The organism is Micromonospora sp. C28ISP2-4 (assembly GCF_030519385.1).
Lineage (GTDB): Bacteria > Actinomycetota > Actinomycetes > Mycobacteriales > Micromonosporaceae > Micromonospora > Micromonospora tulbaghiae.
Genome location: NZ_JAUMKG010000002.1, coordinates 605689 through 628403, shown reverse-complemented (window position 1 = coordinate 628403; position 22715 = coordinate 605689). Strand labels below are relative to the sequence as shown.

Below are 22715 nucleotides of genomic sequence, written 5' to 3'. Positions count from 1 at the left end.
TCACGAGAGAGAAGGAAGGCTGCTGATGCCAGGTCAACAGCGCCGTGGCGGCGGGTCCGGTGGCAACGAGGGTGGTCGCCGCGACAACCGCCGTGAGGGCGGCCGCGGAAACGCGCCCGTCGAGAAGACCCCGCACCTCGAGCGGGTCGTCGCGATCAACCGCGTCGCCAAGGTCGTGAAGGGTGGTCGTCGCTTCAGCTTCACCGCCCTGGTGATCGTGGGCGACGGCGACGGCACCGTCGGTGTGGGCTACGGAAAGGCCAAGGAGGTGCCCGCGGCGATCGCCAAGGGTGTCGAGGAGGCCAAGAAGCACTTCTTCAAGGTGCCGCGGATCGGTCAGTCGATCCCGCACCCGGTCACGGGCGAGGACGCCGCCGGTGTGGTGCTGCTCAAGCCGGCCTCCGCCGGTACGGGTGTCATCGCCGGTGGTCCGGTGCGTGCCGTGCTGGAGTGCGCGGGCATCCACGACGTGCTCTCCAAGAGCCTCGGCTCGTCCAACCCGATCAACATCGTGCACGCCACGGTGGCGGCCCTGAAGGGGCTCGAGTCCCCGGAGCAGGTCGCGGCCCGTCGTGGTCTGCCGGTCGAGGACGTCGCGCCGGCCGCCATGCTGGCGTCGCGGGCGGGGGTGGCGTCCTGATGGCACGCCTGAAGGTCACCCAGGTCCGGTCCGAGATCGGGACCAAGAAGAACCAGCGTGATTCGCTGCGTTCGCTCGGTCTCAAGCGGATCAACGACGTGGTGGTCAAGGAGGACCGGCCGGAGATCCGCGGCATGATCTTCACGGTCAACCACCTCGTGAAGGTCGAGGAGGTCGAGTAATGACGATCAAGGTGCACCACCTGCGTCCGGCTCCGGGTGCCAAGACCGACAAGACCCGCGTGGGTCGCGGTGAGGGCTCGAAGGGCAAGACCGCCGGTCGCGGTACCAAGGGTTCGAAGGCCCGGAAGAACATCTCGCCGGCGTTCGAGGGTGGGCAGATGCCCATCCACATGCGCCTGCCGAAGATGAAGGGCTTCAAGAACAAGTTCAAGGTCGTGTTCCAGGTGGTCAACCTGGACCGGCTGGCCGAGCTGTTCCCGAACGGCGGCCAGGTCGGCCCGGTCGAGCTGGTCGAGGCCGGCGCGGTCCGCAAGGGTCACCCGGTCAAGGTGCTCGGCACCGGCGACCTCGGTGGCGTGTCTCTCCAGGTCTCGGCGCACGCGTTCAGCGCGTCGGCCAAGGAGAAGATCACCGCCGCCGGTGGCTCGGTCACCGAGCTGTAAGGCGATGTCCACGGCGCCCGCTCAGTTGTTCGCAACTGGGCGGGCGCCATGGTCTACCGGCCACGTGTGCGCCGGGTAACATCGGATTCGTTTTATGTAGCCGGGCGCATCTGCCCGGACCGGGATCGGACTGTTAGAGTCCGTTCCCAGCCATGGATACCGGGCACGCCGCCCGGCACCACCCCGCCCCGCCAGGATTCGTCACCGGCGGCCCGCGTCGCGCAGGAGGAAGAAGTTGCTGTCCGCCTTTCTCAGTGCGTTCCGTACGCCTGACCTGCGCAAGAAGCTGCTGTTCACAGTAGGCATCATCGCGGTCTACCGGCTGGGCGCCACGCTGCCCAGCCCGGGCGTCTCGTACGGCAACGTGCAGAAGTGCCTCGACACGATCCAGGGTGGCAGCACGGGTGTGCTCAACCTGCTGGATCTGTTCTCCGGTGGCGCGCTGCTCCAGCTCTCGGTCTTCGCGCTGGGCATCATGCCCTACATCACCGCGTCGATCATCCTCCAGCTGCTGACGGTGGTGATCCCGCGCCTGGAGCAGCTCCGCAAGGAGGGCCAGGCGGGGCAGGCCAAGATCACGCAGTACACCCGCTACCTGACGCTGGGCCTGGGTGTCCTCCAGGCCTCGGCGTTCGTGGCGCTGGCCCGCTCCGGCCAGCTGTTCAACAACCAGTGCGACCAGTTCCCGATCGTGCCCGAGGGCACCGGCATCCCGAACTGGCTGACCCTGAGCATCCTGGTCATGACCATGACCGCCGGCACCGGCGTGGTGATGTGGCTCGGTGAGCTGATCACCGACCGGGGCGTCGGCAACGGCATGTCCGTGCTGATCTTCACCTCGATCGCGGCCCGCCTCCCCAGCGAGGGCTGGAAGATCAAGACCACAAAGGGCTGGGGGATGTTCCTCCTCGTCATCGCCCTGGTGCTGGTGGTCATCACCGCTGTCACGTTCATCGAGCAGGCGCAGCGCCGCATCCCGGTGCAGTACGCCAAGCGCATGATCGGCCGGCGGATGTACGGCGGCACGTCGACCTACATCCCGCTGAAGGTGAACCAGGCGGGTGTCATCCCGGTCATCTTCGCCTCGTCGCTGCTCTACCTGCCGCAGCTCGCGCTCCAGTTCTTCGATCAGAACGACCCGGGCAAGGTCCAGGCGTGGATCCAGAACCACATCGTGAAGGCGAGCGCGCCGGAGCACATCGCGATCTACTTCCTGCTGATCATCTTCTTCACGTACTTCTACGTGTCGATCACGTTCAACCCGACCGAGGTCGCGGACAACATGAAGAAGTACGGCGGCTTCGTGCCGGGCATCCGCCCCGGCAAGCCGACCGCCGAGTACCTCGACTTCATCCTCAGCCGGATCACCCTGCCGGGCGCGCTCTACCTGGGCATCGTCGCGATCCTGCCGAACTTCTTCTTCATCTGGCTCGACAACCAGCAGTTCCAGAACTTTCCGTTCGGCGGCACCGCTGTGCTCATCATGGTCGGCGTCGGTCTGGAGACCGTGAAGCAGATCGAGAGCCAACTCATGCAGCGGAACTACGAAGGGTTCCTGCGGTAGATGCGACTCGTTCTGGTTGGCCCGCCGGGCGCGGGCAAGGGCACACAGGCGGAGTTCGTCGCCGCGCACCTCTCGGTGCCGAAGATCTCGACCGGTGACATCTTCCGGGCGAACGTCTCCCAGGGCACGCCGCTGGGCGTCGAGGCCAAGCGGTACATGGACGCCGGCAAGCTGGTCCCGGACGAGGTCACCATCAACATGGTGCGGGACCGGCTCGCCGAGCCGGACGCGAGCGAGGGTTTCCTGCTCGACGGCTTCCCGCGGACCACTCCGCAGGCCGCCGCGCTGGACAAGCTCCTCGCCGACCTCGGCACCGCGCTGGACCTGGTGCTGGAGCTGGTCGTCGACGACGACGAGGTGATCCGGCGGCTGTCCGGCCGGCGCACCTGCCGGGGCTGCGGCAAGATCTGGCACGTCGAGTTCGACTCGCCGAGCCGGGAGGGCGTCTGCGACCGCTGCGGCGCCGAGCTGTTCCAGCGCGACGACGACAAGCCGGAGACCATCGCCGCCCGGCTGCGGGAGTACGCCGAGAAGACCGCGCCGCTCGTGGACTACTACGGCGCCCAGGGCAAGCTGGTCGGCATCGACGCGACCGGCCCGGTGGAGGACGTCACCGTCCGCGCCATCGACGCGCTGCGCTCGTACGGCGGCTGAGGTCCCACCGCCACCCGGCGGATAGAGTGCGAACAGCGGGGTACGTGCGACGTGCCCCGCTGCTCCGCGTACGCGCGACGAAAGGTAAACACCACCATGCGCCGTCCCCAGCTGGACATCCAGCTGAAGACCCCCGAGCAGATCGAGCTGATGCGGGCCGCGGGTCTGGTCGTCGCCCGTGCCCTGCGCCGGATGCGGGAGGCGGTGGCGCCGGGCGTGTCGACGGCCGACCTGGACGCGATCGCCGAGTCGACCATCCGCGAGGCCGGCGCCGTGCCGTCGTTCAAGGGCTACCACGGCTTCCCGGCGTCGATCTGCTCCTCGGTCAACCAGCAGGTGGTGCACGCCATCCCGTCGCCGCAGCAGGTGCTGCGCGAGGGCGACCTGATCTCGATCGACTGCGGCGCGGTGCTGGACGGCTGGCACGGCGACGCGGCGGTCACGGTGCCGGTCGGTGAGGTCGACCCGGCGTTGCTGAAGATGACGGCGGTGGCCGAGGACGCCATGTGGGCCGGGATCGCCGCCGCGGCGCGCGGGGCGGCCTCCGGCAAGGGCCGGCTCACCGACATCTCCCACGCGGTCGAGAACGCGGTCCGCAAGGGCGGCCGGTACGGCATCGTCGACGGCTACGGCGGCCACGGCATCGGCACCGAGATGCACCAGGATCCGCACGTGCTCAACCACGGGCGTCCGGGCAAGGGGCCGCGCCTGGTGCCGGGCCTGGCGCTCGCCATCGAGCCGATGATCACGATGGGCTCGCCGCGTACCGTCGAGCTGGCCGACGGCTGGACCGTGGTGACGCGGGACGGCTCCATGGCGGTGCACGTGGAGCACTCGATGGCGCTGCTTGACGACGGTGTGTGGGTGCTGACCGCCGAGGACGGCGGACGGGAGCGCCTGGGTGACCTGGTGACCGCTCGGCAGACGTCTGTCGACTCCCCGGCGGCCTGAGCGGGCTGCCCCCGTACCCGGTCGAGTGCTGCCGCCGTGGCGATCGGATGCCATGCTTGTTCCCATGGATGAGCGCAACCGGATGCGAGCGGCCGACGCGGACCGGGAGGCCACCGCGGAGCGACTCCGGGCGGCGCTGGCGGAGGGCCGGCTCGACCTGGGCGAGTACGACGATCGGCTGCGCCAGGCGTACGGGGCCAAGACCTACGGCGAGCTGGACGAGCTGCTGACCGACCTGCCCGGTCCGCGGCCGGCGGAGAACTCCCTGCCGGCTCCGCGTGCGACCGGGAAGAGCCGGGTGGCCGAGCCGGGCCGGGCGGCCGTCAGCGCGCGTAACGCCTGGCTGCTGGGGGTCTGGGGGCCCTGGCTGAAGGTGGCCCTGATCCTCACCGCGATCTGGTTCGTCTCCCAGCTCGGCGAGGGTGAGTTCGAGCTCGACGACTACTGGCCGATCTGGGTGCTCGGCCCGTGGGGCGCCGTGGTGCTCTACCAGACGATGCAGGGGCTGGCCCACGGGGCGCCGGAGAAGGACGCCGAGCGCCGGCGGCGCAAGCAGGTCGAGCGGGAGGCCCGCCGCCGGGCGAAGCGGGAGCTGCCGGAGACGTGACCTGCGTCATATCCGAGCCGCCCGGGTGACTGTCGCGCCGGTCGGTTTGGCGAGCACGTGCGGGTCGGCGTACACTTTCTGTTCGGCGCACAGCGTCCACTCCGCCATGCCCACCCTGCGCTTCGGTGGGAGTCGGAGCCGCGGCTGGCGCGGGTTCCTGATCTTGGTCAGTTCACCCGTGTAAGACGTTGTGGGCCGTCCGGAGTAACCGACGTCAGGACAGCGGAGGACATGCCGAAAAAAGACGGAGCAATCGAGATCGAGGGTCGGGTCATCGAGCCCCTGCCGAACGCCATGTTCCGGGTGGAGCTCGCGAACGGCCACAAGGTGCTCGCTCACATCAGCGGCAAGATGCGGCAGCACTACATCCGCATCCTGCCGGAGGACCGGGTCGTCGTCGAACTCTCGCCGTACGACCTGACCCGCGGGCGCATCGTCTACCGCTACAAGTAAGCCTGACGGCGGCCGGGAGACCCGTGTCCGTCTTCGACGTCCGGATCGCGCACCGCCGCGGCTCCGGGCCAGATGGGAAGTAAGGCAACCGTGAAGGTCAAGCCGAGCGTCAAGAGGATCTGCAACAAGTGCCGGGTGATCCGCCGGCACGGCCGGGTCATGGTCATCTGCACCGACCCGCGCCACAAGCAGCGCCAGGGCTGACGCCCCACACATCACCAGCTCGTCCCAGCCGCGGTCGGGTGCGCAGCGCGTACCCCCTCGTGGTTGACCCCCGGTCGGAGGCCGGGGCCCGCTCGGGCAGCGACCGATCCCGGTCGCCGGCGTTCTTGACGCCGGAAGGACAGGGACGGCCGGTAGCGGGATGGGACGGGTCCACACCTCCGCCACAACATCACGAGGAGTACGCCCGCACATGGCACGTCTAGTCGGCGTGGATCTCCCCCGCGAGAAGCGGATGGAGATCGCGCTCACCTACATCTTCGGGGTCGGTCGTACCCGCGCCCTGGAGACGCTCGCCGCGACCGGCATCTCGCCGGACAAGCGCGTTCGGGACCTCACGGACGAGGAGCTCGTCGAGCTCCGGAACCACATCGAGGGCAACTACAAGGTTGAAGGCGACCTGCGCCGCGAGGTCGCCGCTGACATCCGCCGCAAGGTCGAGATCGGCTGCTACGCCGGTATCCGGCACCGTCGCGGTCTGCCCGTGCGTGGCCAGCGCACCAAGACCAACGCGCGGACCCGGAAGGGCCCGAAGCGGACCGTGGCCGGCAAGAAGAAGCCCGGCAAGAAGTAACTAGGAGCGCACAGACTTATGCCACCGAAGGCTCGTGCCGGAGCCGCTGTCAAGAAGGTCCGGCGCAAGGAACGCAAGAACGTCGCCCACGGGCAGGCGCACATCAAGAGCACCTTCAACAACACCATCGTGTCCATCACGGACCCGACCGGTGCGGTCATCTCCTGGGCCTCCTCCGGCCAGGTCGGCTTCAAGGGCTCCCGCAAGTCGACTCCGTTCGCCGCGCAGCTCGCCGCCGAGGCCGCCGCGCGCCGCGCGATGGAACACGGCATGCGCAAGGTCGACGTGTTCGTCAAGGGTCCCGGCTCCGGCCGGGAGACCGCCATCCGTTCGCTGCAGGCCGTGGGCCTCGAGGTCGGTCAGATCTCCGACGTCACGCCGCAGCCGCACAACGGGTGCCGTCCGCCGAAGCGTCGCCGGGTCTGAGAGGTTAGAGAGAGATGGCTCGTTACACCGGTGCTGACTGCCGCCGTTGCCGGCGGGAGAAGATGAAGCTGTTCCTCAAGGGCAGCAAGTGCGATGGTCCGAAGTGCCCGTTCGAGTCCCGGCCGTTCCCGCCCGGGCAGCACGGCCGCGGCCGCACGAAGGAGACGGAGTACCTGCTCCAGCTCCGTGAGAAGCAGAAGGCCCGTCGTGTGTACGGCGTGCTGGAGAAGCAGTTCCGCGGCTACTACGAAGAGGCCGTGAGCAAGGAGGCCAAGACCGGCGAGGTTCTGCTGCAGATCCTCGAGTCGCGGCTGGACAACGTGGTCTACCGGGCCGGCTACGCCAGCTCCCGGGACATGGCCCGCCAGCTGGTCAAGCACGGCCACTTCACGGTGAACGGCAAGAAGGTCGACATCCCGTCGTACCGCGTCAAGGAGCACGACATCATCGAGGTCCGGGGCAAGAGCAAGGAGCTCACCCCGTTCCTGGTGGCGCAGGCTCAGGCCGGTTCCCGGTCGGTTCCGGCGTGGCTGGAGGCCATCCCGAGCCAGATGAAGATCCTCGTGCACTCGCTCCCGGCTCGCCAGGTGATCGACACCCAGGTCCAGGAGCAGCTGATCGTCGAGCTCTACTCCAAGTAAGGGCTCGTTGCGGTGGCCCGTCCTTCCGGGCGGGCCACCGGAACAGTTGTGTCGTGGGCGTCAAATAGCGGGCGCCCCGGAAGAGAAGAGAAAAGATGCTCATCAGCCAGCGACCGTCTCTCTCCGAAGAGTCGATCAACGAGACCCGCTCCCGGTTCACCATCGAGCCGCTGGAGCCCGGCTTCGGCTACACGCTGGGCAACTCGCTGCGGCGTACGCTGCTGTCCTCCATCCCGGGTGCGGCGGTCACCTCGATCAAGATCGACGGTGTGCTGCACGAGTTCACCACGATCCCCGGGGTCAAGGAGGACGTGGTCGAGCTCGTCATGAACATCAAGGAGCTGTGCGTCAGCTCCGAGCACGACGAGCCGGTCAGCATGTACCTGCGCAAGCAGGGCCCGGGCGACGTGACCGCCGGTGACATCCAGCCCCCGGCCGGTGTCTCGGTGCACAACCCGGACCTGAAGCTCGCCACCCTCAACGGCAAGGGCCGGCTCGACATGGAGCTGACCGTCGAGCGGGGTCGCGGCTACGTCACCGCGGCGCAGAACAAGCAGGCGGGCGCGGAGATCGGCCGGATCCCGGTCGATTCGATCTACTCGCCGGTGCTCAAGGTGACGTACCGGGTCGAGGCGACGCGTGTCGAGCAGCGGACGGACTTCGACCGGCTGATCATCGACGTCGAGACCAAGCCGTCGATGGGCCCGCGTACCGCGCTGGCCTCGGCCGGCTCGACGCTGGTGGAGCTGTTCGGGCTCGCCCGGGAGCTGGACGAGACCGCCGAGGGCATCGACATCGGGCCGTCCCCGCAGGACGCCCAGCTGGCGGCGGACCTGGCCCTGCCGATCGAGGAGCTGGACCTCACCGTCCGCTCCTACAACTGCCTCAAGCGCGAGGGCATCAACTCCGTTGGTGAGCTCATCGGGCGTACCGAGGCCGACCTCCTCGACATCCGCAACTTCGGTCAGAAGTCGATCGACGAGGTCAAGATGAAGCTCGCCGGGATGGGCCTGGGGCTGAAGGACTCGGCTCCGAACTTCGACCCGGCGCACGTCGTGGACGCCTTCGGCGAGGCGGACTACGACACCGACGACTACCGCGAGACCGAGCAGCTCTAGTCCGCGCTGCCGCCACACCTGAGGAGCACCAAGCATGCCCACGCCCACCAAGGGCCCCCGCCTCGGCGGCAGCCCCGCGCACGAGCGGCTGATGCTGGCCAACCTGGCCACCGCGCTGTTCCAGCACGGCAAGATCCAGACCACCGAGACGAAGGCCCGTCGGCTGCGTCCGCTGGCCGAGCAGCTCATCACCAAGGCCAAGCGCGGCGACCTCGCCTCGCGTCGCCGGGTGCTGGGCGTCGTCAAGGACAAGGACGTGGTCTACGCCCTGTTCGACCAGATCGCGCCCCGGTACGCCAACCGCAACGGTGGCTACACCCGGATCGTGAAGACCGGTCCGCGCAAGGGTGACGCCGCTCCGATGGCGATCATCGAGCTGGTGGAGGAGCTTCAGGTCGCCGAGCCCAAGGCGAACAAGAAGACCGCCGCCCGCAAGGCCGCCCAGCAGGACAAGGTCGAGGCCCTGGCCCCGGCCGAGGAGACCCCGCGCTCCAGCGACGGTGACCAGGACGCCGAGGCGCCGGTCTCCGCGTCGGGTGACACCGCCGCCGCCCGCGAGGACAGCGACGAGGCCACCGAGAACGACAAGGCCTGAGATCAGGCTCGACCGGGCCCGGCATCCCCTCGGGGGTGCCGGGCCCGTCGCCGTCGACAGGAGGTACGAGGTGGACGAGCGGACCCGGCTGCGGCTGGACGTCTCGTACGACGGCGCCGACTTCTCCGGCTGGGCGCCCCAGCCGACCCGGCGCACAGTGGCCGGTGTGCTCATGCAGACGCTGGACCTGGTGCTCGGCGCGGGCACGGCGACCGGCCTGACTGTGGCCGGGCGTACCGACGCCGGCGTGCACGCCACCGGGCAGGTCTGCCACCTCGACCTGCCGACAGCGGTGTGGCGGGAGCACGAGGGCCGGTTGCTGCGCCGGCTGGCCCGGCTCCTGCCGCCTGACGTGGGGGTACGCGCGATGACCGAGGTGCCCGCCGACTTCGACGCCCGGTTCTCGGCCACGTTCCGGCGCTACGAGTACCGGGTGACCGACGCCCCGTGGGGCGCCGAGCCGCTGCGTCGCGGGGACACCCTGGCCTGGCCGAAGCCGCTGGACCTGGCGGCCCTGAACGCCGCCGCCGCCGGGCTGGTCGGCGAGCACGACTTCGCCGCGTACTGCCGCCGCAAGGAGAACGCGACCACGCTGCGCGAGGTGACCCGGCTGGACTGGCGGCGCGACCCGGACGGGATCCTGGTCGCCACCGTGCAGGCCGACGCGTTCTGCCAGAACATGGTGCGCAGCCTGGTCGGGGCGATGCTGGTGGCAGGTGACGGGCGGCGGCCGGTCCAGTGGCCGGCCGGCCTGCTGACCCGGCGTGAGCGCTCCAGCGAGGTGACAGTGGCGCCCGCGCACGGCCTCGCCCTGGTCGCTGTGGGCTACCCGGCCGACCCGGCCGAGTACGCCCGCCGCGCCGAGGAGACCCGCCGGTTGCGGGTGCCGGTGGCCGAGGGCTGAACCCGGCTCAGTCCGCGCCCCGCTGACCGGCGCTGTCCTCGGCCGAGTCCGCGTCGGGCTGCCCGGCCGTGCCGGCGGCCGCACGACGGTCCAGCACACCCCGGTTGAGGTGCAGCTCGACCAGGTCGTACATGATCTCGCGGGCGGTCGCGTCGTCGCTCGGGATGCGTTCCCCGTCGGCACGGGTGACCAGGCAGAAGGCGACGTAGTGTCCGCGTACCTGCCAGGCGACCCGGGCTGCGGCCTTCTCCACCGACTCGGTGCCGTCGCCCGCCGCCATGCCACGGAACCGTCCCTGGCGCGCGTCGAGCAGCGGCCGGATGCGGTCGCGTACCCGCTGGGCGGTGGCCACGTCGGTGAGGTTGAACAGGCCGGCGGTGATCAGGTGGTCGCCGTCGGGGGAGCGGAGCGTGCCCCGCACGACCTGGTTGCAGCCGAGCCGGGTCAGGAGGTCGGCGATCTCGCCGGTGGCCGCGACCTGGCACTTCGTGCTGGCCTGGGTCTTGAGCACCCGGTAGGCCGGCTTCCCGTCGGTGATCACGAGGTCCTTGGCCGGGAAGACCTCCTTGGTGGTGAGCGCCGCCTGGTCGGTGTCCCGGGAGTCCAGGTCGGTGCCGCCGGACGGGGCGCTCGACTCGGTCGGCTGCGGGGTCGGCTGGCCGGCCGGCGGTGTGGCGGTGCGTTCGTCGAGCAGGGCCGCGACGGCCAGGCCGGTGAGCGAGAGCAGGAGCAGTACGGCGGCGCCGCCGACGAGCGTCTGCCAGAACCGTCCGCCGCTGCGGCGTTCGGCGCGCCGGGTCCGGGGAAGCTCGGAGACGTCGGCGGCGCGGGCGGTCGGGCTGGCCGGGATCGGCACCGTCGGCCGGTTCGCCGCCGCCGGTACGGGGGCCGGCGTGGGCGGCGCGGGCTGCGGCACGGGGGAGGGCTCCCGGGGTGGCGCGGGCCGCCCGGGCGTCGGTGCCGGGGCCGGGGGCGCCGGCACCGGGGCGCGGGCGTCGTCGGCCGCCGCTTGCTCGTCGGTGCCGTTCTGCTCGGTGCCGCTCTGCTCGGTCGCGCCGGCCGCGGGCAGCGCCGGTTGCGGGCGCGGCGGCCGGGGCAGCGACGGCGTGGGGAAGCGGGAGCGTGACGGACCCGCGGGCGGGGGCGTCGCGGCTGCGGGCCCGTTCGGGGCCGACCCGGGCTTCGGGTACTCCAGGAAGGCGTCCTCATCGGACTCGTACCGGTACACCATGTGGCATAGAGTAGGGGCGATTGTCCCTTTCAGGGGTAATATTGGGAAATTCTGGCGGAGTGGCGTCCGGCCCACCCTGGACACCGTCGCCGGAACCGCTCCGGCCCGGTGCGAGAATGCCTGCGTGACCGGCGACCACTACTTCACCGCTGAGCCCTCGACCCCGGCCCGCCCGCGCGAGGTCGAGTTCACAGTCGCCGGGCGCGACTACACGCTCGCCTCGGCCGCCGGTGTCTTCTCCGCCGACCGGCTCGACCCCGGCACCGCCGTGCTGCTGCGCAAGGCCGACCTGCCGGCCGCCGACGTCACCGGCGCGCTGCTCGACATCGGCTGCGGCTTCGGCCCGATCACCTGCGTCCTGGCCACCGTCGCGCCGAAGGCCACCGTCTGGGCCGTGGACGTCAACGAGCGCGCCCGCGCACTCACCACCGCCAACGCGGCCCGCGTCGGGGCGGCCGACCGGGTACACGCAGTCGCACCCGACGACCTGCCGGACGACGTCACATTCACCCAGATCTGGTCCAACCCGCCGATCCACATCGGCAAGGCGGAACTGCACGGCCTGCTGCTGCGCTGGCTGCCCCGGCTCGCCCCGGACGGCACGGCCTGGCTGGTCGTCGCCCGGCACCTCGGCGGCGACTCGCTGCACCGCTGGCTGGTCGAGCAGGGCTGGTCGGTCGAGCGGCACGCCAGCCAGAAGGGCTACCGGGTGCTGCGGGTCACCCGGTAATCCGGTGTCGTCCACCGGCCCGGCTCGGGCAGGATGCCCGCGTGGGATACGTGGACGTGGCAGGGGTCGGGCACATCCTCCCGGACGGGCGTGAGCTGTTCAGCGACGTGTCGTTCCGGGTCGGTGAGGGTGCCAAGGTGGCGCTGGTCGGCCCGAACGGCGCCGGCAAGACCACGCTGCTGCGGATGGTGGCCGGTGACCTGCCGGTGAAGACCGGCGCGATCGCCCGCTCCGGTGGGCTGGGCGTGATGCGGCAGTTCATCGGCATGATCGGAGACGAGTCCACGCTCGCCGACCTGGCCCTCTCGCTCGCCCCGCCGGCGCTGCGCGACGCCGGGCGGCGGCTCGCCGAGACCGAGGCGGCCATGCGGGCGGCCGAGGTCCGCGGCAAGTACAGCTCCGCCGCCGCCAAGACCCAGCTCGCGTACGCCGAAGCGCTCGCCGCCTGGGGCGAGACCGGCGGGTACGACGCCGAAGTCCTCTTCGACACCGTCGCCACCATCGTGCTCGACCTGCCATGGGACAGCGCCCGGGAACGGCCGGTACGCACGCTGTCCGGCGGCCAGCAGAAGCGGTTCGCGCTGGAACTGCTGCTGCGCGGCCCGGACGAGGTGCTGCTGCTCGACGAGCCGGACAACTTCCTCGACGTACCCGGCAAACGCTGGCTGGAGGCGCGGCTGCGCGAATCGGGCAAGTCGGTGCTCTACGTCTCGCACGACCGGGAACTGCTGGCGCAGACCGCCGACCGGGTCGTCGCCGTGGAGGGCGGCAGCGCCTGGGTGCACCCGGGCGGCTTCGCGAGCTGGCATGAGGCGCGGGTGGCCCGGCACGCCCGCCTCGACGAGCTGCGCAAACGCTGGGACGAGGAACACCAGAAGCTGCGCGAGCTGATGCTGATGTACAAGCAGAAGGCCGCGTACAACGACGGGATGGCCTCCCGCTACCAGGCCGCGCAGACCCGGTTGCGCAAGTTCGAGGAGGCCGGCCCGCCGCCCGTACCCCCGAAGGACCAGGACATCCGGATGCGCCTGACCGGCGGACGGACCGGCAAGCGCGCGGTGATCGCCGAGCAGTTGGAGCTGGACGGCCTGACGTACCCGTTCGACCTGGAACTCTGGTACGGCGACCGGGTCGCGGTGCTCGGCGCGAACGGCACCGGCAAGTCGCACTTCCTGCGGCTGCTGGCCCGGGGCGGCACCGACCCGGAGCCGGGCAACACCCCTGTCGACGGCGCCGCCGCGCTCGCGCCTGTCGCGCACGGCGGCACGGTCCGGCTCGGCGCGCGGGTCCGGCCCGGGCACTTCTCGCAGACCCACGACCGGCCCGAGCTGATGGGCAAGACGCTCGTCGAGGTGCTGTGGCGCGGCGACGACCACCGGGCCGGCATGGACCGGCACGCCGCGATGGCGGCGCTGTCCCGGTACGAGCTGGCCGGTCAGGGCGACCAGCGGTTCGGCACGCTCTCCGGCGGGCAGCAGGCGCGGTTCCTGGTGCTGCTGCTGGAGCTGTCCGGGGCGACACTGCTGCTGCTCGACGAGCCCACCGACAACCTCGACCTGGCCTCGGCCGAGGCGCTGGAGGCCGGGCTGACCGCGTTCGAGGGAACTGTGGTCGCGGTGACACACGACAGGTGGTTCACCCGTACCTTCGACCGGTTCGTGCTGTTCCGGGGCGACGGCGACGTGGTGGAGACACCGGAGCCGGTCTGGGACGTGGGGTGATCGGCCAGGACCTGGTCGACCGGCTGTGCGCGGTCGACGGCGTGGTCGCGGTGGCGCTCGGCGGCAGCCGCGCCCGCGGCGACCACCGGCCCGACTCCGACTGGGACCTGGGCCTCTACTACCGGGGTACGCCCGACCTGGCCGGGCTGCGCGCGGTGGCCGCCTCGGTCGCCGACGGACCGGTGGACCTCACCGCCCCGGGCGGCTGGGGACCGTGGGTCGACGGCGGCGGCTGGCTGCGTGTCGACGGGGTCGCGGTGGACTGGATCTACCGCGACCTGGATCGGGTGCACCGGGTCTGGGCGGACTGCCGGGCCGGCCGCTACACGGTCGAGGTGCAGGCCGGGCACCCGCTCGGCTTCTACTCGCACGCGTACGCCGGGGAGGTGGCCCTCGGGCGGGTGCTCGGCGACCCGACCGGTGAGCTGACCGCGCTGCGCGCCGAGACAGTCGACTATCCGCCCGCGCTCGGCGCCGCGCTGGTCGCCGGTGGCTGGGAGACCGGGCTGCTGCTCGACGGCGCGGCGAAGGGCGCGGCCGCGGGCGACGCCGGCTACGTGGCTGGCTGCCTGTTCCGGGTCGTCGGGGTGCTGGTCCACGCACTGCACGGCCGGGCCGGACGGTGGCTTGTCAACGAGAAGGGCATGATCGCCTCCGCCGGGCGCCTGCCCGATGCGCCGCCGCGCTTCGCCGAGCGGGCGCAGGCACTGCTGGGCGCGGTGGGGCGTACCCCCGAGGAACTGGCGGCGACGATCGGTGACGCCCGGGTGCTGGCCGCCGAGGTGCTGCCGCTCCCCGGGTGACACCTGGGGAACGGGCATAGGGTGGATCTCGTGAGTGAGATGACCTATCGCCGGCTGGGCGACTCCGGGCTCGTGGTGTCAGTGGTCGGTATCGGCTGCAACAACTTCGGCCGCAAACTCGACCTCGACGGCACCCGGGCGGTGGTGGACGCCGCGCTCGACGCCGGGATCAACTTCTTCGACACCGCCGACATCTACGGTGAGCCGCAGGGCGCCTCCGAGGAACTGCTCGGCCAGGCGCTCAAGGGCCGCCGCGACGACGTGGTGGTGGCCACCAAGTTCGGCATGGACATGAACGGCGCGAACGGGCCGGATCACGGCGCCCGGGGCGCCCGCCGCTACATCGCCCGCGCGGTCGAGGCGTCGCTGCGCCGGCTCGGCACCGACCACATCGACCTGTACCAGATGCACGAGCCCGACCCGGGCACGCCGATCGACGAGACGCTCGCCGCGCTGGACGACCTGGTGACCGCCGGCAAGGTGCGCTACCTCGGCAACTCCAACTTCGCCGGGTGGCAGATCGCCGACGCCGACTGGACCGCGTCGTCGCAGGGGCGTACCCGGTTCATCTCCGCGCAGAACCACTACTCGCTGCTGGAGCGCGGAGTGGAGGACGAGGTCATCCCGGCCTGCGAGCGGTTCGGCCTGGGCATGCTGCCGTTCTTCCCGCTCGCCAACGGGCTGCTCACCGGCAAGTACAAGCGGGGCGAGGCGCCCCCGGCCGGCAGCCGGCTGGCCGGTGGCGGCCGGTACGCCGAGCGGCTGGCCGCCGCGCGCTGGGACGTCATCGAGGCGATCGAGGCGTACGCGGCCGAGCGCGGCATCAGCATGCTCCAGGTGGCGATCGGCGGCTTGGCGGCCCGGCCCGCGGTGACGTCGGTGATCGCCGGCGCGACCACTCCCGAGCAGGTGAAGGCAAACGCCGAAGCCGGCACCTGGCAGCCGTCGGACGAGGACCTGGACGCCCTGGACGCCATCCTCTGACGGTCGCCGCCCGGTACCGACGCGCCCTCCCGCGCGTCGGGCGTGCGCTCGCGCGTCGGCGCTTGTCCGCGCATCGAGGCACCCACGGCGTGCCACTCCCCGGCAGCGTTCACGCCGAGTGGAACACCGTGGGTGTCAAGCGGGCCTTGAGGCACCCATGGCGTTCCACTGGCGGCTGATTCTGACGGTGAGTGGAACGACATGGGTGTCTGCGAGCGGACCTGACGGCCGTGGTGTTTCGGGCGACCCGGCGGGCGGCGGGCACGGGTCGGTGGTGCGCCGCGGTGGCACGGCGTTCTGCCACGGCCTGGCGGACCAGGGCGACAGTGGCGTCGGGCCGGCGCAGCACGTCGTCGGCGGTGAACCGGAGCACGATCCATCCGGCCGAGCGGAGCGCGTTCAGGCGTGCCACGTCCCGCCGGAAGTGCGCCCGTTCGCGGTGGTGGTCGCCGTCGTACTCGACCGCGAGGCGCAGTGCCGGCCAGGCCAGGTCCACCCGGGCCACGAAGCGTCCGCCGGCGCGTACCTCGTGCTGGGCGGTGAGCGGGCCCAGGCCGGCGTCGAGCAGGAGCAGCCGCAGCCGCGTCTCCATCGGGGACTCGCTCAACGGCTCGGCCATCGCCAGCACCTCGCGCAACAGTGGAGCGCCCGGCCAGCCCGGCCGCTCGGCGGCATAGGCCCGCAGGACGGGCAGCTTCACGACCCGGCGGCGCAGCAGCGCGTCGACGGCGACCAGTGCCTCGACGAATGAACCCTGCCGGCCCAGGTCGAACGCGGTACGCAGCGGGGTGGTGACCGGAAACCCGCCGACGCGGGTGCGGTCCCGCTCCGGCAACGGCGACCGGAGCACCCGCAACCGTGGGTGCGGTCGCAGTCGAGCGGCGGTCGGCAGCAGCACCGTGACCGGAGCATCGCGGGTGAGCACGTCCGCGCCGAACAACCAGGCGGCGCTGCCTCCCGCCAGCACGGCACCCGGCGGCAGGCGCAACGCCACCGCCTCGCACCACATGCGATGGTCGTCGGCGCGGTATCCGTCCCGGTGCACGTACACGTCGGGGAGCAGGCGGATCCACGTCGGCCCGCGCAGCATCGTCCAGGTGAGCAGCCCTTCGGAGACGGCACGGCCGCCCCGGAACGGCAGGATCGCCAGCCGGCGCGGGACACGGGCGGGAACGGACATCCCGGCAGCGTGTCGCGACGGGACGGTCACCCGTTGCCCCGATCCGGCATGTGAACGGTTCCTGGAAAAAAGCTCACCCGGGCTTCCGTACGGGCGGGAGGCGTCGTACGGTAGGCCGCAAGTGACCCACGGGAGCCCGGTGCGGACCGGGCTGAGAGGGGGGCTGGGAGCCCCCGACCGTCGAACCTGATCCGGGTAATGCCGGCGCAGGGAGGAGCGTTGCCGTGCTGTCCCTGGGACGACTGCATCTCATCACCGACACCCGGCCGGGGCGTGACCCGCTCGCCGTGCTGCGTGCCGCCCTGCCAGTGGCGGGCGCCGAACTCGTCGTGCAGGTGCGTGTGGAGGACGACGCCACCGATCGGGAGGCGTACGAGCTGGCGTGCCGCGTGACCGAGGCGTGCCGGCCGTACGGGGCGCGGTGCCTGGTCAACGACCGGCTGCACGTGGCGCTCGCGGTGGACGCCGCCGGTGGCCACGTCGGCGCGGACGACCTGCCGGTGGCCGCCGCGCGCCGGGTGCTCGGCCCGGACGCCGTGCTCGGCGCTACCGCCCGCGAACCGGTGGGCGCCCGCGCGGCGGTGGACGCGGGTGCGACCTATCTGGGCGTCGGCCCGTGCCACGCCACCACCACCAAGGCCGGCCTGCCGGACCCGATCGGCCCCGACGGGGTACGCGCGGTCGCCGAGGCGGTGAACGTGCCGGTGATCGCGATCGGCGGGGTGACCGCCGCGAGTGTGCCGGCGTTGCGGGCCGCCGGGGCGTACGGGGTGGCGGTGGTCGGCGCGCTCAGCCTGGCCGTCGATCCCGCGCACGCCACCGCCGAGCTGCTGCGGGCGCTGACGTGTTAAGAGGGGGCCCTTCCTCTACCGGAGGCGTTAACAGGGGGCCCTTCCTTTCCGACGTGGCGGTGGTGGGGGGCGGGCCGGTGGGGTGGGCTGTCGCGTGGCGGTGCGCGCAGCGCGGACTGCGCGTGGTGGTGCACGACGACCGGCCCGGGTCGGGCGCGTCCTCGGTGGCCGCCGGGATGCTGTCGCCGGTCGCCGAGGCGTACTTCGGTGAGCACGAGCTGACCGCGCTGCTCGTCGAGTCCGCCGCCCGCTGGCCCGGCTTCGCCGCCGAGCTGGCCGGGGCGAGCGGCGTCGACGTCGGCCACCGCACCGAGGGCACGCTCGTCGTCGGGCTCACCGCCGACGACCTGGCCGAGGCGGGGCGGCTGTGGTCGTACCAACGGGGGTTGGGGCTGCCGATCACGCCGCTGCGCCCCTCGGAGCTGCGCGACCGCGAGCCGGCGCTGGCGCCGCGCGTGCGCGGTGGCGCGGTGGCGCCCGGCGACCACCAGGTCGATCCGCGGCGGCTGGTCGCCGCGCTGCGCACGGCCGCGGAGCGTGCCGGTGTCCAGCTGCGCCCGGCCCGCGTCGGCGCGCTGTCCGAGGTGGACGCGCGGGTCACAGTGGTCGCGGCCGGCTGCGGCGCGGCGGCGCTCACCGGCCTGCCGGTCCGCCCGGTGAAGGGCCAGGTGCTGCGGCTGCGCGCGCCCGGCGGCGGTCCGCCGGGCTTCCGGCACGTGATCCGGGGGTACGCGGACAGCGAGTCGGTCTACCTGGTGCCCCGGGACAGCGGTGAGGTCGTGGTCGGGGCGACGGTCGAGGAGCGCGCGGACACCGCTGTCACCGCCGTTGGCGTGCTGACACTGCTGCGCGCCGCCGCGGAGCTGGTGCCGGAACTCGTCGAGTACGAGCTGGTGGAGGCCGTCGCCGGGCTGCGCCCCGGTACGCCGGACAACGCGCCGATCATCGGGCCGCTGCCCGGGCGGCCGGGCGTGCTCGCCGCGACCGGGCACCACCGGCACGGCATCGTGCTCACCCCGGTCACCGCCGACCTGGTCACCGAGCTGATCGTCACCGGCGAGCCGGACCCCGCGCTCGCCCCCTTCACCCCGGACCGCTTCGGGAAGGAGCGCACGTGGAACTGATCGTCAACGGCACCGGCCGGACGCTGCCCGAGGGCGTCACAGTCGCCGAGGTGGTCCGCACCGTCACCGACCGGGAGCGCGGGCTCGCGGTCGCGGTGAACGGCGAGGTGGTGCCGCGCGGCGGCTGGTCGGCGAGCGTGCTGCGCGACGGCGATCGCGTCGAGGTGCTCAGTGCCACCCAGGGCGGGTGAGCGGATGTCCACACTGGAGATCGGCGGGGTCACGTTCGGCTCCCGGCTCGTCCTCGGCACCGGCGGCGCGGCCAACCTGCACGTGCTGGAGCAGGCGATCCGGGCCTCCGGCACCGAGCTGGTGACGCTGGCGCTGCGCCGGGTGGACACCACGCCCGGCGGTTCGGGCGGCCTGCTCGACCTGGTGGAGCGGTGCGGCGTACGGCTGCTGCCGAACACGGCCGGCTGCCGGACCGCCGTGGAGGCGGTGAAGACGGCGCACCTGGCCCGGGAGGCGTTCGACACCGACTGGGTGAAGCTGGAGGTGATCGGCGACGAGCGCACGCTGCTGCCCGACGGGGTGGAGCTGCTGCGCGCCGCCGAGGAGCTGGTGGCGGACGGGTTCACGGTGCTGCCGTACACCTCGGACGATCCGGTGCTGGCCCGGCGGCTGGCGGACGTGGGGTGCGCGGCGGTGATGCCGGCCGGGTCGCCGATCGGCTCCGGGCTGGGCATCGGCAACCCGCACCACATCCGGCTGATCCGGGCGGCTGTCGACGTGCCTGTGGTGCTCGACGCGGGCATCGGCACCGCCTCCGACGCGGCGCTCGCGATGGAGCTGGGCTGCGACGCGGTGCTGCTGGCGAGCGCCGTCACCCGGGCCGCCGACCCGGTGGCGATGGCCACCGCGATGCGGTACGCGGTCGAGGCCGGGCGCCTGGCGTACGGCGCGGGCCGGATAGCCCGCCGCTTCCACGCCCTGGCATCCACGCCGGATGAGGGACGGCCCGACCTGTGACCGCCGCTCGCGTTGCGGATCTTGGTACGGATGCGCCCTCCGAGGGGCGAGCGCGTACCAAGATCCAGGGCGGGCCGAGCGGCGTCGTGCTGCTGACCGATCGGCGGGTCGCTCGGGGGGCGCTCGTCGACGTGGTCGCGGGTGCCGTGGGTGGGGGAGTGCGGTGGGTGGTGCTGCGGGAGAAGGACCTGCCGCGCGCCGAGCGCCTCGCGCTCGCCGCCGACCTGCGCGCGATCCTCGCCGAGGCGGGCGGCACGCTGATCGTCGCCGGACCGGATCCGCTCGACGGGGACGCGGTGCACCTGCCCGCCGCCGGCCCGTACCCGCTGCCCGCCGTCGGACTGGTCGGCCGCTCCTGCCACGACACAGCCGAGCTGGCCCGGCTCACCACCGAGCACTACGCGACAGTGTCCCCGATCTACGAGACCCGCACGAAACCCGGCTACGGCCCGGCGTTACGGCCGACCGGACTCGCCGCGCTGGTGAAAGCCAGCCCGGTCCCGGTGCTCGCCCTCGGCGGCATCGAAACTCCGGACCAGGTCCACGCATGCGTCGAGGCGGGCGCCGCCGGAGTAGCAGTGCTGGGCGCGATCATGCGCGCGGACGACCCGAGAGAAACCGCCACCACGCTGGGCAGAGCCTTCCAGGAGGCGGCCACCCGTGTGGCACGCACCCACCCCGCGCGATCCGACGAAGGCCAGCCCTCCACCGCAACCACCGGAGAAGACCAGTGACGCCGAGAACAGTCCTCACGATCGCCGGCTCCGACTCCGGGGCAGGCGCCGGCATCCAGGCCGACCTCAAGACGTTCGCCGCACTCGGGGCGTACGGCACGAGCGTGCTCACCGCCGTCACCGCGCAGAGCACCAGGGGCGTGGACGCCGTCCTGCCGCTGCCCCCGCAGACAGTGCGCGACCAGATGGACAGCGTGCTCGGCGACTTCGACGTCCGGGCCGTCAAGAGCGGCATGCTCGGCACCCCGGCGGTCGCCGACGCGGTGGCCGAGGCGGCCCGGGCCGGGCGGCTGCCGCACCTGGTCGTCGACCCGGTGCTGGTCGCCACCAGCGGGCACCGGCTCGGCGTGGTGGAGGCGGTCGAGCGGCTGCTGCCGTACGCGGAGGTGGCGACGCCCAACTGCGCGGAGGCCGCGGCCCTCACCGGAAGCCCGGTCGGCACCGTGGAGGAGATGGTCGCGGCGGCCGAGGCGCTGGCGGCGCGCGGCCCGGCGTTCGTGGTGGTGACCGGCGGCGACGTGGACGCCGACGGCGAGTCGGTGGACGTGCTCGCCGGTGGCGGAACCACGCGCCTGCTGCGTGCGCCCCGGGTGGACACCCGGCACAACCACGGCACCGGCTGTTCGTTCTCGGCCGCCGTCGCGGTCCGGCTCGCCGCGGGCGACGCGGTGCCGGTCGCGGTGGCGGCCGCCAAGGAGTACGTCACCCGCGCGCTGACCGGCGCGCGGACCTGGGAGCTGGGCGCGGGACGCGGCCCGCTGGACCACTTCGGCTGGTCCGCATGAGCGACAGGGAGGCTGTCATGCAGGCACGTCGCAAGGTGTACGTGGAAGGGTCACGCCCGGACATCCGGGTGCCGTTCGCCGAGGTGCCGCTGACCGGGGACAACGCTCCGGTACGGCTCTACGACACCTCCGGTCCCGGCTCGGACCCGGAGGTGGGGCTGCCCGCGCTGCGCGGGCCGTGGATCGCCGAGCGCGGCGACGTCGCCCCGGTGCGCGGCGCCGGCACACCGCTGGCAGGCGTGGACGGGAAGCGGCCGACGCAGCTCGCGTACGCGCGGGCCGGGATCGTCACGCCGGAGATGGAGTTCGTGGCGATCCGCGAGTCGGTGGCGCCGGAGTTCGTGCGGGACGAGATCGCGGCCGGGCGAGCCGTGCTGCCGCTCAACGTCAACCACCCGGAGTGCGAGCCGGCCGTCATCGGCAAGGCGTTCCTGGTGAAGGTCAACGCCAACATCGGCACCTCGGCTGTCACCTCGTCGGTGGCCGAGGAGGTGGAGAAGCTGACCTGGGCGACCCGGTGGGGCGCGGACACCGTGATGGACCTGTCCACCGGCAAGCGCATACACGAGACCCGCGAGGCGATCGTGCGGAACGCGCCGGTGCCGATCGGCACGGTGCCGATCTACCAGGCGCTGGAGAAGGTCGGCGGCGACCCGGTGAAGTTGAACTGGGAGGTGTTCCGCGAGACCGTCATCGAGCAGGCGGAACAGGGCGTCGACTACATGACCGTGCACGCCGGGGTGCTGCTGCCGTACGTGCCGCTCGCCGTGGACCGGGTGACAGGCATCGTGTCCCGGGGCGGATCGATCATGGCGGCCTGGTGCCTGGCGCACCACGAGGAGAACTTCCTCTACACGAACTTCCGGGAGCTGTGTTCGCTGCTCGCGAAGTACGACGTCACGTTCTCCCTCGGTGACGGCCTGCGGCCCGGCTCGATCGCGGACGCCAACGACGAGGCGCAGTTCGCCGAGCTGCGCACGCTCGGCGAGCTGACGAAGATCGCCTGGGAGCACGACGTCCAGGTGATGATCGAGGGCCCCGGGCACGTGCCGATGCACAAGATCAAGGAGAACGTGGACCTCCAGCAGGAGTGGTGCCACGAAGCGCCGTTCTACACGCTCGGTCCGCTGACCACCGACATCGCGCCCGCGTACGACCACATCACCTCCGCGATCGGCGCGGCGATGATCGGCATGTTCGGCACCGCGATGCTCTGCTACGTCACCCCGAAGGAGCACCTCGGGCTGCCCGACCGCGACGACGTGAAGGCGGGCGTGATCGCGTACAAGATCGCCGCGCACGCGGCCGACCTGGCCAAGGGGCACCCCGGCGCGCAGGCGTGGGACGACGCGCTGTCCAAGGCCCGGTTCGAGTTCCGGTGGTCCGACCAGTTCAACCTGGCGCTCGACCCGGAGACCGCGCGGTCGTACCACGACGCGACGCTGCCCGCCGAGCCGGCGAAGACCGCGCACTTCTGCTCGATGTGCGGGCCGAAGTTCTGCTCCATGAAGATCACGCAGGAGCTGAAGGACTACGCGGCGCGGGGCATGCGCGGCAAGTCGGAGGAGTTCGTCGCCTCCGGGTCGCGGGTCTACCTGCCGCTGGCGTGAGCGGAGCCGGGGCGGGCCG

At 72.0% G+C, this 22715-nt stretch carries 28 protein-coding genes and 1 riboswitch; of the genes, 26 read left to right on the top strand and 2 right to left on the bottom strand.

From position 1 onward, the window contains the following. Positions 1–25: 25 nt before the first annotated feature. The 15 genes from rpsE to truA all read left to right on the top strand — a co-directional run bounded on the left by rpsE (position 26) and on the right by truA (position 9974). Positions 26–640, top strand: a complete 615-nt coding sequence (gene rpsE / locus Q3W68_RS11690) for a 30S ribosomal protein S5 (protein ID WP_013288621.1) — start codon at positions 26–28, stop codon at positions 638–640. Further along, positions 640–822: a 50S ribosomal protein L30 gene (gene rpmD / locus Q3W68_RS11685; RefSeq protein WP_013473693.1), complete on the top strand. Its 183-nt coding sequence runs from the start codon at positions 640–642 to the stop codon at positions 820–822. Before rpsE ends, rpmD begins: the two co-directional genes overlap by 1 nt. Further along, positions 822–1265 carry a 50S ribosomal protein L15 gene (gene rplO, locus Q3W68_RS11680; protein WP_018784561.1) on the top strand — a complete coding sequence of 148 codons (444 nt, stop codon included), beginning with the start codon at positions 822–824 and terminating at the stop codon, positions 1263–1265. Before rpmD ends, rplO begins: the two co-directional genes overlap by 1 nt. Before the next feature lie 235 nt (positions 1266–1500). After that, positions 1501–2829 (top strand): preprotein translocase subunit SecY, encoded by a 1329-nt coding sequence (gene secY, locus Q3W68_RS11675; RefSeq protein ID WP_013288619.1) that lies wholly within the window; start codon positions 1501–1503, stop codon positions 2827–2829. Further along, positions 2830–3483 carry an adenylate kinase gene (locus Q3W68_RS11670; protein WP_013288618.1) on the top strand — a complete coding sequence of 218 codons (654 nt, stop codon included), beginning with the start codon at positions 2830–2832 and terminating at the stop codon, positions 3481–3483. A gap of 96 nt (positions 3484–3579) precedes the next feature. Continuing rightward, positions 3580–4434, top strand: coding sequence for a type I methionyl aminopeptidase (gene map / locus Q3W68_RS11665; RefSeq protein WP_302905433.1), 855 nt, complete (start codon positions 3580–3582; stop codon positions 4432–4434). Between the two features lie 82 nt (positions 4435–4516). Further along, positions 4517–5041, top strand: a complete 525-nt coding sequence (locus Q3W68_RS11660) for a DUF1707 domain-containing protein (RefSeq protein WP_368045735.1) — start codon at positions 4517–4519, stop codon at positions 5039–5041. Between the two features lie 231 nt (positions 5042–5272). Next, on the top strand, positions 5273–5494 hold the full coding sequence (gene infA / locus Q3W68_RS11655; RefSeq protein ID WP_007073013.1) for a translation initiation factor IF-1: 222 nt from the start codon (positions 5273–5275) through the stop codon (positions 5492–5494). 90 nt (positions 5495–5584) lie between these two features. Then, a complete protein-coding gene (rpmJ, locus tag Q3W68_RS11650; RefSeq protein ID WP_012184307.1) occupies positions 5585–5698 on the top strand; it encodes a 50S ribosomal protein L36 in 114 nt (37 codons plus the stop codon). 211 nt (positions 5699–5909) lie between these two features. Then, a complete protein-coding gene (gene rpsM / locus Q3W68_RS11645; RefSeq protein WP_013288614.1) occupies positions 5910–6290 on the top strand; it encodes a 30S ribosomal protein S13 in 381 nt (126 codons plus the stop codon). A gap of 18 nt (positions 6291–6308) precedes the next feature. Continuing rightward, entirely contained in the window at positions 6309–6716 is a 408-nt protein-coding gene (rpsK, locus tag Q3W68_RS11640; RefSeq protein ID WP_013288613.1) for a 30S ribosomal protein S11, read from the top strand. A 14-nt stretch (positions 6717–6730) separates the two neighbouring features. Then, the gene (gene rpsD, locus Q3W68_RS11635; protein ID WP_120573092.1) at positions 6731–7357 is read left to right on the top strand and encodes a 30S ribosomal protein S4; all 627 of its coding nucleotides are present in this window, start codon (positions 6731–6733) and stop codon (positions 7355–7357) included. Positions 7358–7452: 95 nt separating this feature from the next. Beyond that, positions 7453–8475: a DNA-directed RNA polymerase subunit alpha gene (locus tag Q3W68_RS11630; RefSeq protein WP_007073009.1), complete on the top strand. Its 1023-nt coding sequence runs from the start codon at positions 7453–7455 to the stop codon at positions 8473–8475. 34 nt (positions 8476–8509) lie between these two features. After that, a complete protein-coding gene (gene rplQ, locus Q3W68_RS11625; protein WP_302905431.1) occupies positions 8510–9070 on the top strand; it encodes a 50S ribosomal protein L17 in 561 nt (186 codons plus the stop codon). 70 nt (positions 9071–9140) lie between these two features. Then, positions 9141–9974, top strand: a complete 834-nt coding sequence (gene truA / locus Q3W68_RS11620; RefSeq protein WP_302905430.1) for a tRNA pseudouridine(38-40) synthase TruA — start codon at positions 9141–9143, stop codon at positions 9972–9974. Positions 9975–9981: 7 nt separating this feature from the next. Here the strand turns inward: truA and Q3W68_RS11615 are convergent, their stop codons facing one another. Beyond that, positions 9982–11205 carry a hypothetical protein gene (locus tag Q3W68_RS11615; RefSeq protein ID WP_302905429.1) on the bottom strand — a complete coding sequence of 408 codons (1224 nt, stop codon included), beginning with the start codon at positions 11203–11205 and terminating at the stop codon, positions 9982–9984. Positions 11206–11329: 124 nt separating this feature from the next. Between Q3W68_RS11615 and Q3W68_RS11610 the strand changes: the two genes are divergently transcribed. From Q3W68_RS11610 to Q3W68_RS11595, 4 genes are read left to right on the top strand one after another with little or no spacing between them, the layout of a single operon-like run. Then, positions 11330–11935 (top strand): class I SAM-dependent methyltransferase, encoded by a 606-nt coding sequence (locus Q3W68_RS11610; RefSeq protein ID WP_302905428.1) that lies wholly within the window; start codon positions 11330–11332, stop codon positions 11933–11935. A 41-nt stretch (positions 11936–11976) separates the two neighbouring features. After that, positions 11977–13656 (top strand): ABC-F family ATP-binding cassette domain-containing protein, encoded by a 1680-nt coding sequence (locus Q3W68_RS11605; RefSeq protein ID WP_302905427.1) that lies wholly within the window; start codon positions 11977–11979, stop codon positions 13654–13656. Continuing rightward, positions 13653–14459, top strand: coding sequence for a nucleotidyltransferase domain-containing protein (locus Q3W68_RS11600; protein ID WP_302905426.1), 807 nt, complete (start codon positions 13653–13655; stop codon positions 14457–14459). The genes Q3W68_RS11605 and Q3W68_RS11600 overlap by 4 nt, the downstream gene beginning before the upstream one ends. Positions 14460–14480: 21 nt before the next feature. Next, positions 14481–15443 carry an aldo/keto reductase gene (locus Q3W68_RS11595; RefSeq protein ID WP_302905425.1) on the top strand — a complete coding sequence of 321 codons (963 nt, stop codon included), beginning with the start codon at positions 14481–14483 and terminating at the stop codon, positions 15441–15443. Positions 15444–15552: 109 nt separating this feature from the next. Here the strand turns inward: Q3W68_RS11595 and Q3W68_RS11590 are convergent, their stop codons facing one another. Then, complete coding sequence (locus Q3W68_RS11590; protein ID WP_302905424.1) at positions 15553–16623, bottom strand: DUF559 domain-containing protein; 1071 nt, start codon at positions 16621–16623, stop codon at positions 15553–15555. Between the two features lie 118 nt (positions 16624–16741). After that, positions 16742–16853, top strand: a riboswitch (TPP riboswitch). Between Q3W68_RS11590 and thiE the strand changes: the two genes are divergently transcribed. The 7 genes from thiE (at position 16848) to thiC (ending at position 22696) form a co-directional block, all read left to right on the top strand. Beyond that, complete coding sequence (gene thiE, locus Q3W68_RS11585) at positions 16848–17474, top strand: thiamine phosphate synthase (protein ID WP_302905423.1); 627 nt, start codon at positions 16848–16850, stop codon at positions 17472–17474. Its footprint overlaps the riboswitch before it by 6 nt. Continuing rightward, on the top strand, positions 17468–18598 hold the full coding sequence (thiO, locus tag Q3W68_RS11580; protein WP_302905422.1) for a glycine oxidase ThiO: 1131 nt from the start codon (positions 17468–17470) through the stop codon (positions 18596–18598). The genes thiE and thiO overlap by 7 nt, the downstream gene beginning before the upstream one ends. Beyond that, complete coding sequence (gene thiS / locus Q3W68_RS11575) at positions 18589–18789, top strand: sulfur carrier protein ThiS (RefSeq protein ID WP_013288601.1); 201 nt, start codon at positions 18589–18591, stop codon at positions 18787–18789. Before thiO ends, thiS begins: the two co-directional genes overlap by 10 nt. Before the next feature lie 4 nt (positions 18790–18793). Continuing rightward, positions 18794–19567, top strand: a complete 774-nt coding sequence (locus Q3W68_RS11570) for a thiazole synthase (RefSeq protein ID WP_302905421.1) — start codon at positions 18794–18796, stop codon at positions 19565–19567. A gap of 62 nt (positions 19568–19629) precedes the next feature. Next, positions 19630–20301 carry a thiamine phosphate synthase gene (locus tag Q3W68_RS11565; protein ID WP_302905695.1) on the top strand — a complete coding sequence of 224 codons (672 nt, stop codon included), beginning with the start codon at positions 19630–19632 and terminating at the stop codon, positions 20299–20301. Further along, positions 20298–21086, top strand: coding sequence for a bifunctional hydroxymethylpyrimidine kinase/phosphomethylpyrimidine kinase (gene thiD / locus Q3W68_RS11560; protein ID WP_302905420.1), 789 nt, complete (start codon positions 20298–20300; stop codon positions 21084–21086). The genes Q3W68_RS11565 and thiD overlap by 4 nt, the downstream gene beginning before the upstream one ends. Before the next feature lie 17 nt (positions 21087–21103). Further along, positions 21104–22696 carry a phosphomethylpyrimidine synthase ThiC gene (thiC, locus tag Q3W68_RS11555; RefSeq protein ID WP_302905694.1) on the top strand — a complete coding sequence of 531 codons (1593 nt, stop codon included), beginning with the start codon at positions 21104–21106 and terminating at the stop codon, positions 22694–22696. Positions 22697–22715 lie beyond the last annotated feature (19 nt).

Excerpts from the sequence above, each read along its gene's own strand:
- rpsE (WP_013288621.1), top strand. The coding sequence starts at position 26 with ATGCCAGGTCAACAGCGCCGTGGCGGCGGGTCCGGTGGCAACGAGGGT.
- rpmD (WP_013473693.1), top strand. The coding sequence starts at position 640 with ATGGCACGCCTGAAGGTCACCCAGGTCCGGTCCGAGATCGGGACCAAG.
- rplO (WP_018784561.1), top strand. The coding sequence starts at position 822 with ATGACGATCAAGGTGCACCACCTGCGTCCGGCTCCGGGTGCCAAGACC.
- Q3W68_RS11670 (WP_013288618.1), top strand. The coding sequence starts at position 2,830 with ATGCGACTCGTTCTGGTTGGCCCGCCGGGCGCGGGCAAGGGCACACAG.
- map (WP_302905433.1), top strand. The coding sequence starts at position 3,580 with ATGCGCCGTCCCCAGCTGGACATCCAGCTGAAGACCCCCGAGCAGATC.
- Q3W68_RS11660 (WP_368045735.1), top strand. The coding sequence starts at position 4,517 with ATGCGAGCGGCCGACGCGGACCGGGAGGCCACCGCGGAGCGACTCCGG.
- infA (WP_007073013.1), top strand. The coding sequence starts at position 5,273 with ATGCCGAAAAAAGACGGAGCAATCGAGATCGAGGGTCGGGTCATCGAG.
- rpsM (WP_013288614.1), top strand. The coding sequence starts at position 5,910 with ATGGCACGTCTAGTCGGCGTGGATCTCCCCCGCGAGAAGCGGATGGAG.
- rpsK (WP_013288613.1), top strand. The coding sequence starts at position 6,309 with ATGCCACCGAAGGCTCGTGCCGGAGCCGCTGTCAAGAAGGTCCGGCGC.
- rpsD (WP_120573092.1), top strand. The coding sequence starts at position 6,731 with ATGGCTCGTTACACCGGTGCTGACTGCCGCCGTTGCCGGCGGGAGAAG.
- Q3W68_RS11630 (WP_007073009.1), top strand. The coding sequence starts at position 7,453 with ATGCTCATCAGCCAGCGACCGTCTCTCTCCGAAGAGTCGATCAACGAG.
- rplQ (WP_302905431.1), top strand. The coding sequence starts at position 8,510 with ATGCCCACGCCCACCAAGGGCCCCCGCCTCGGCGGCAGCCCCGCGCAC.
- Q3W68_RS11615 (WP_302905429.1), bottom strand. The coding sequence starts at position 11,205 with ATGGTGTACCGGTACGAGTCCGATGAGGACGCCTTCCTGGAGTACCCG.
- Q3W68_RS11590 (WP_302905424.1), bottom strand. The coding sequence starts at position 16,623 with ATGTCCGTTCCCGCCCGTGTCCCGCGCCGGCTGGCGATCCTGCCGTTC.
- Q3W68_RS11570 (WP_302905421.1), top strand. The coding sequence starts at position 18,794 with ATGTCCACACTGGAGATCGGCGGGGTCACGTTCGGCTCCCGGCTCGTC.
- thiC (WP_302905694.1), top strand. The coding sequence starts at position 21,104 with ATGCAGGCACGTCGCAAGGTGTACGTGGAAGGGTCACGCCCGGACATC.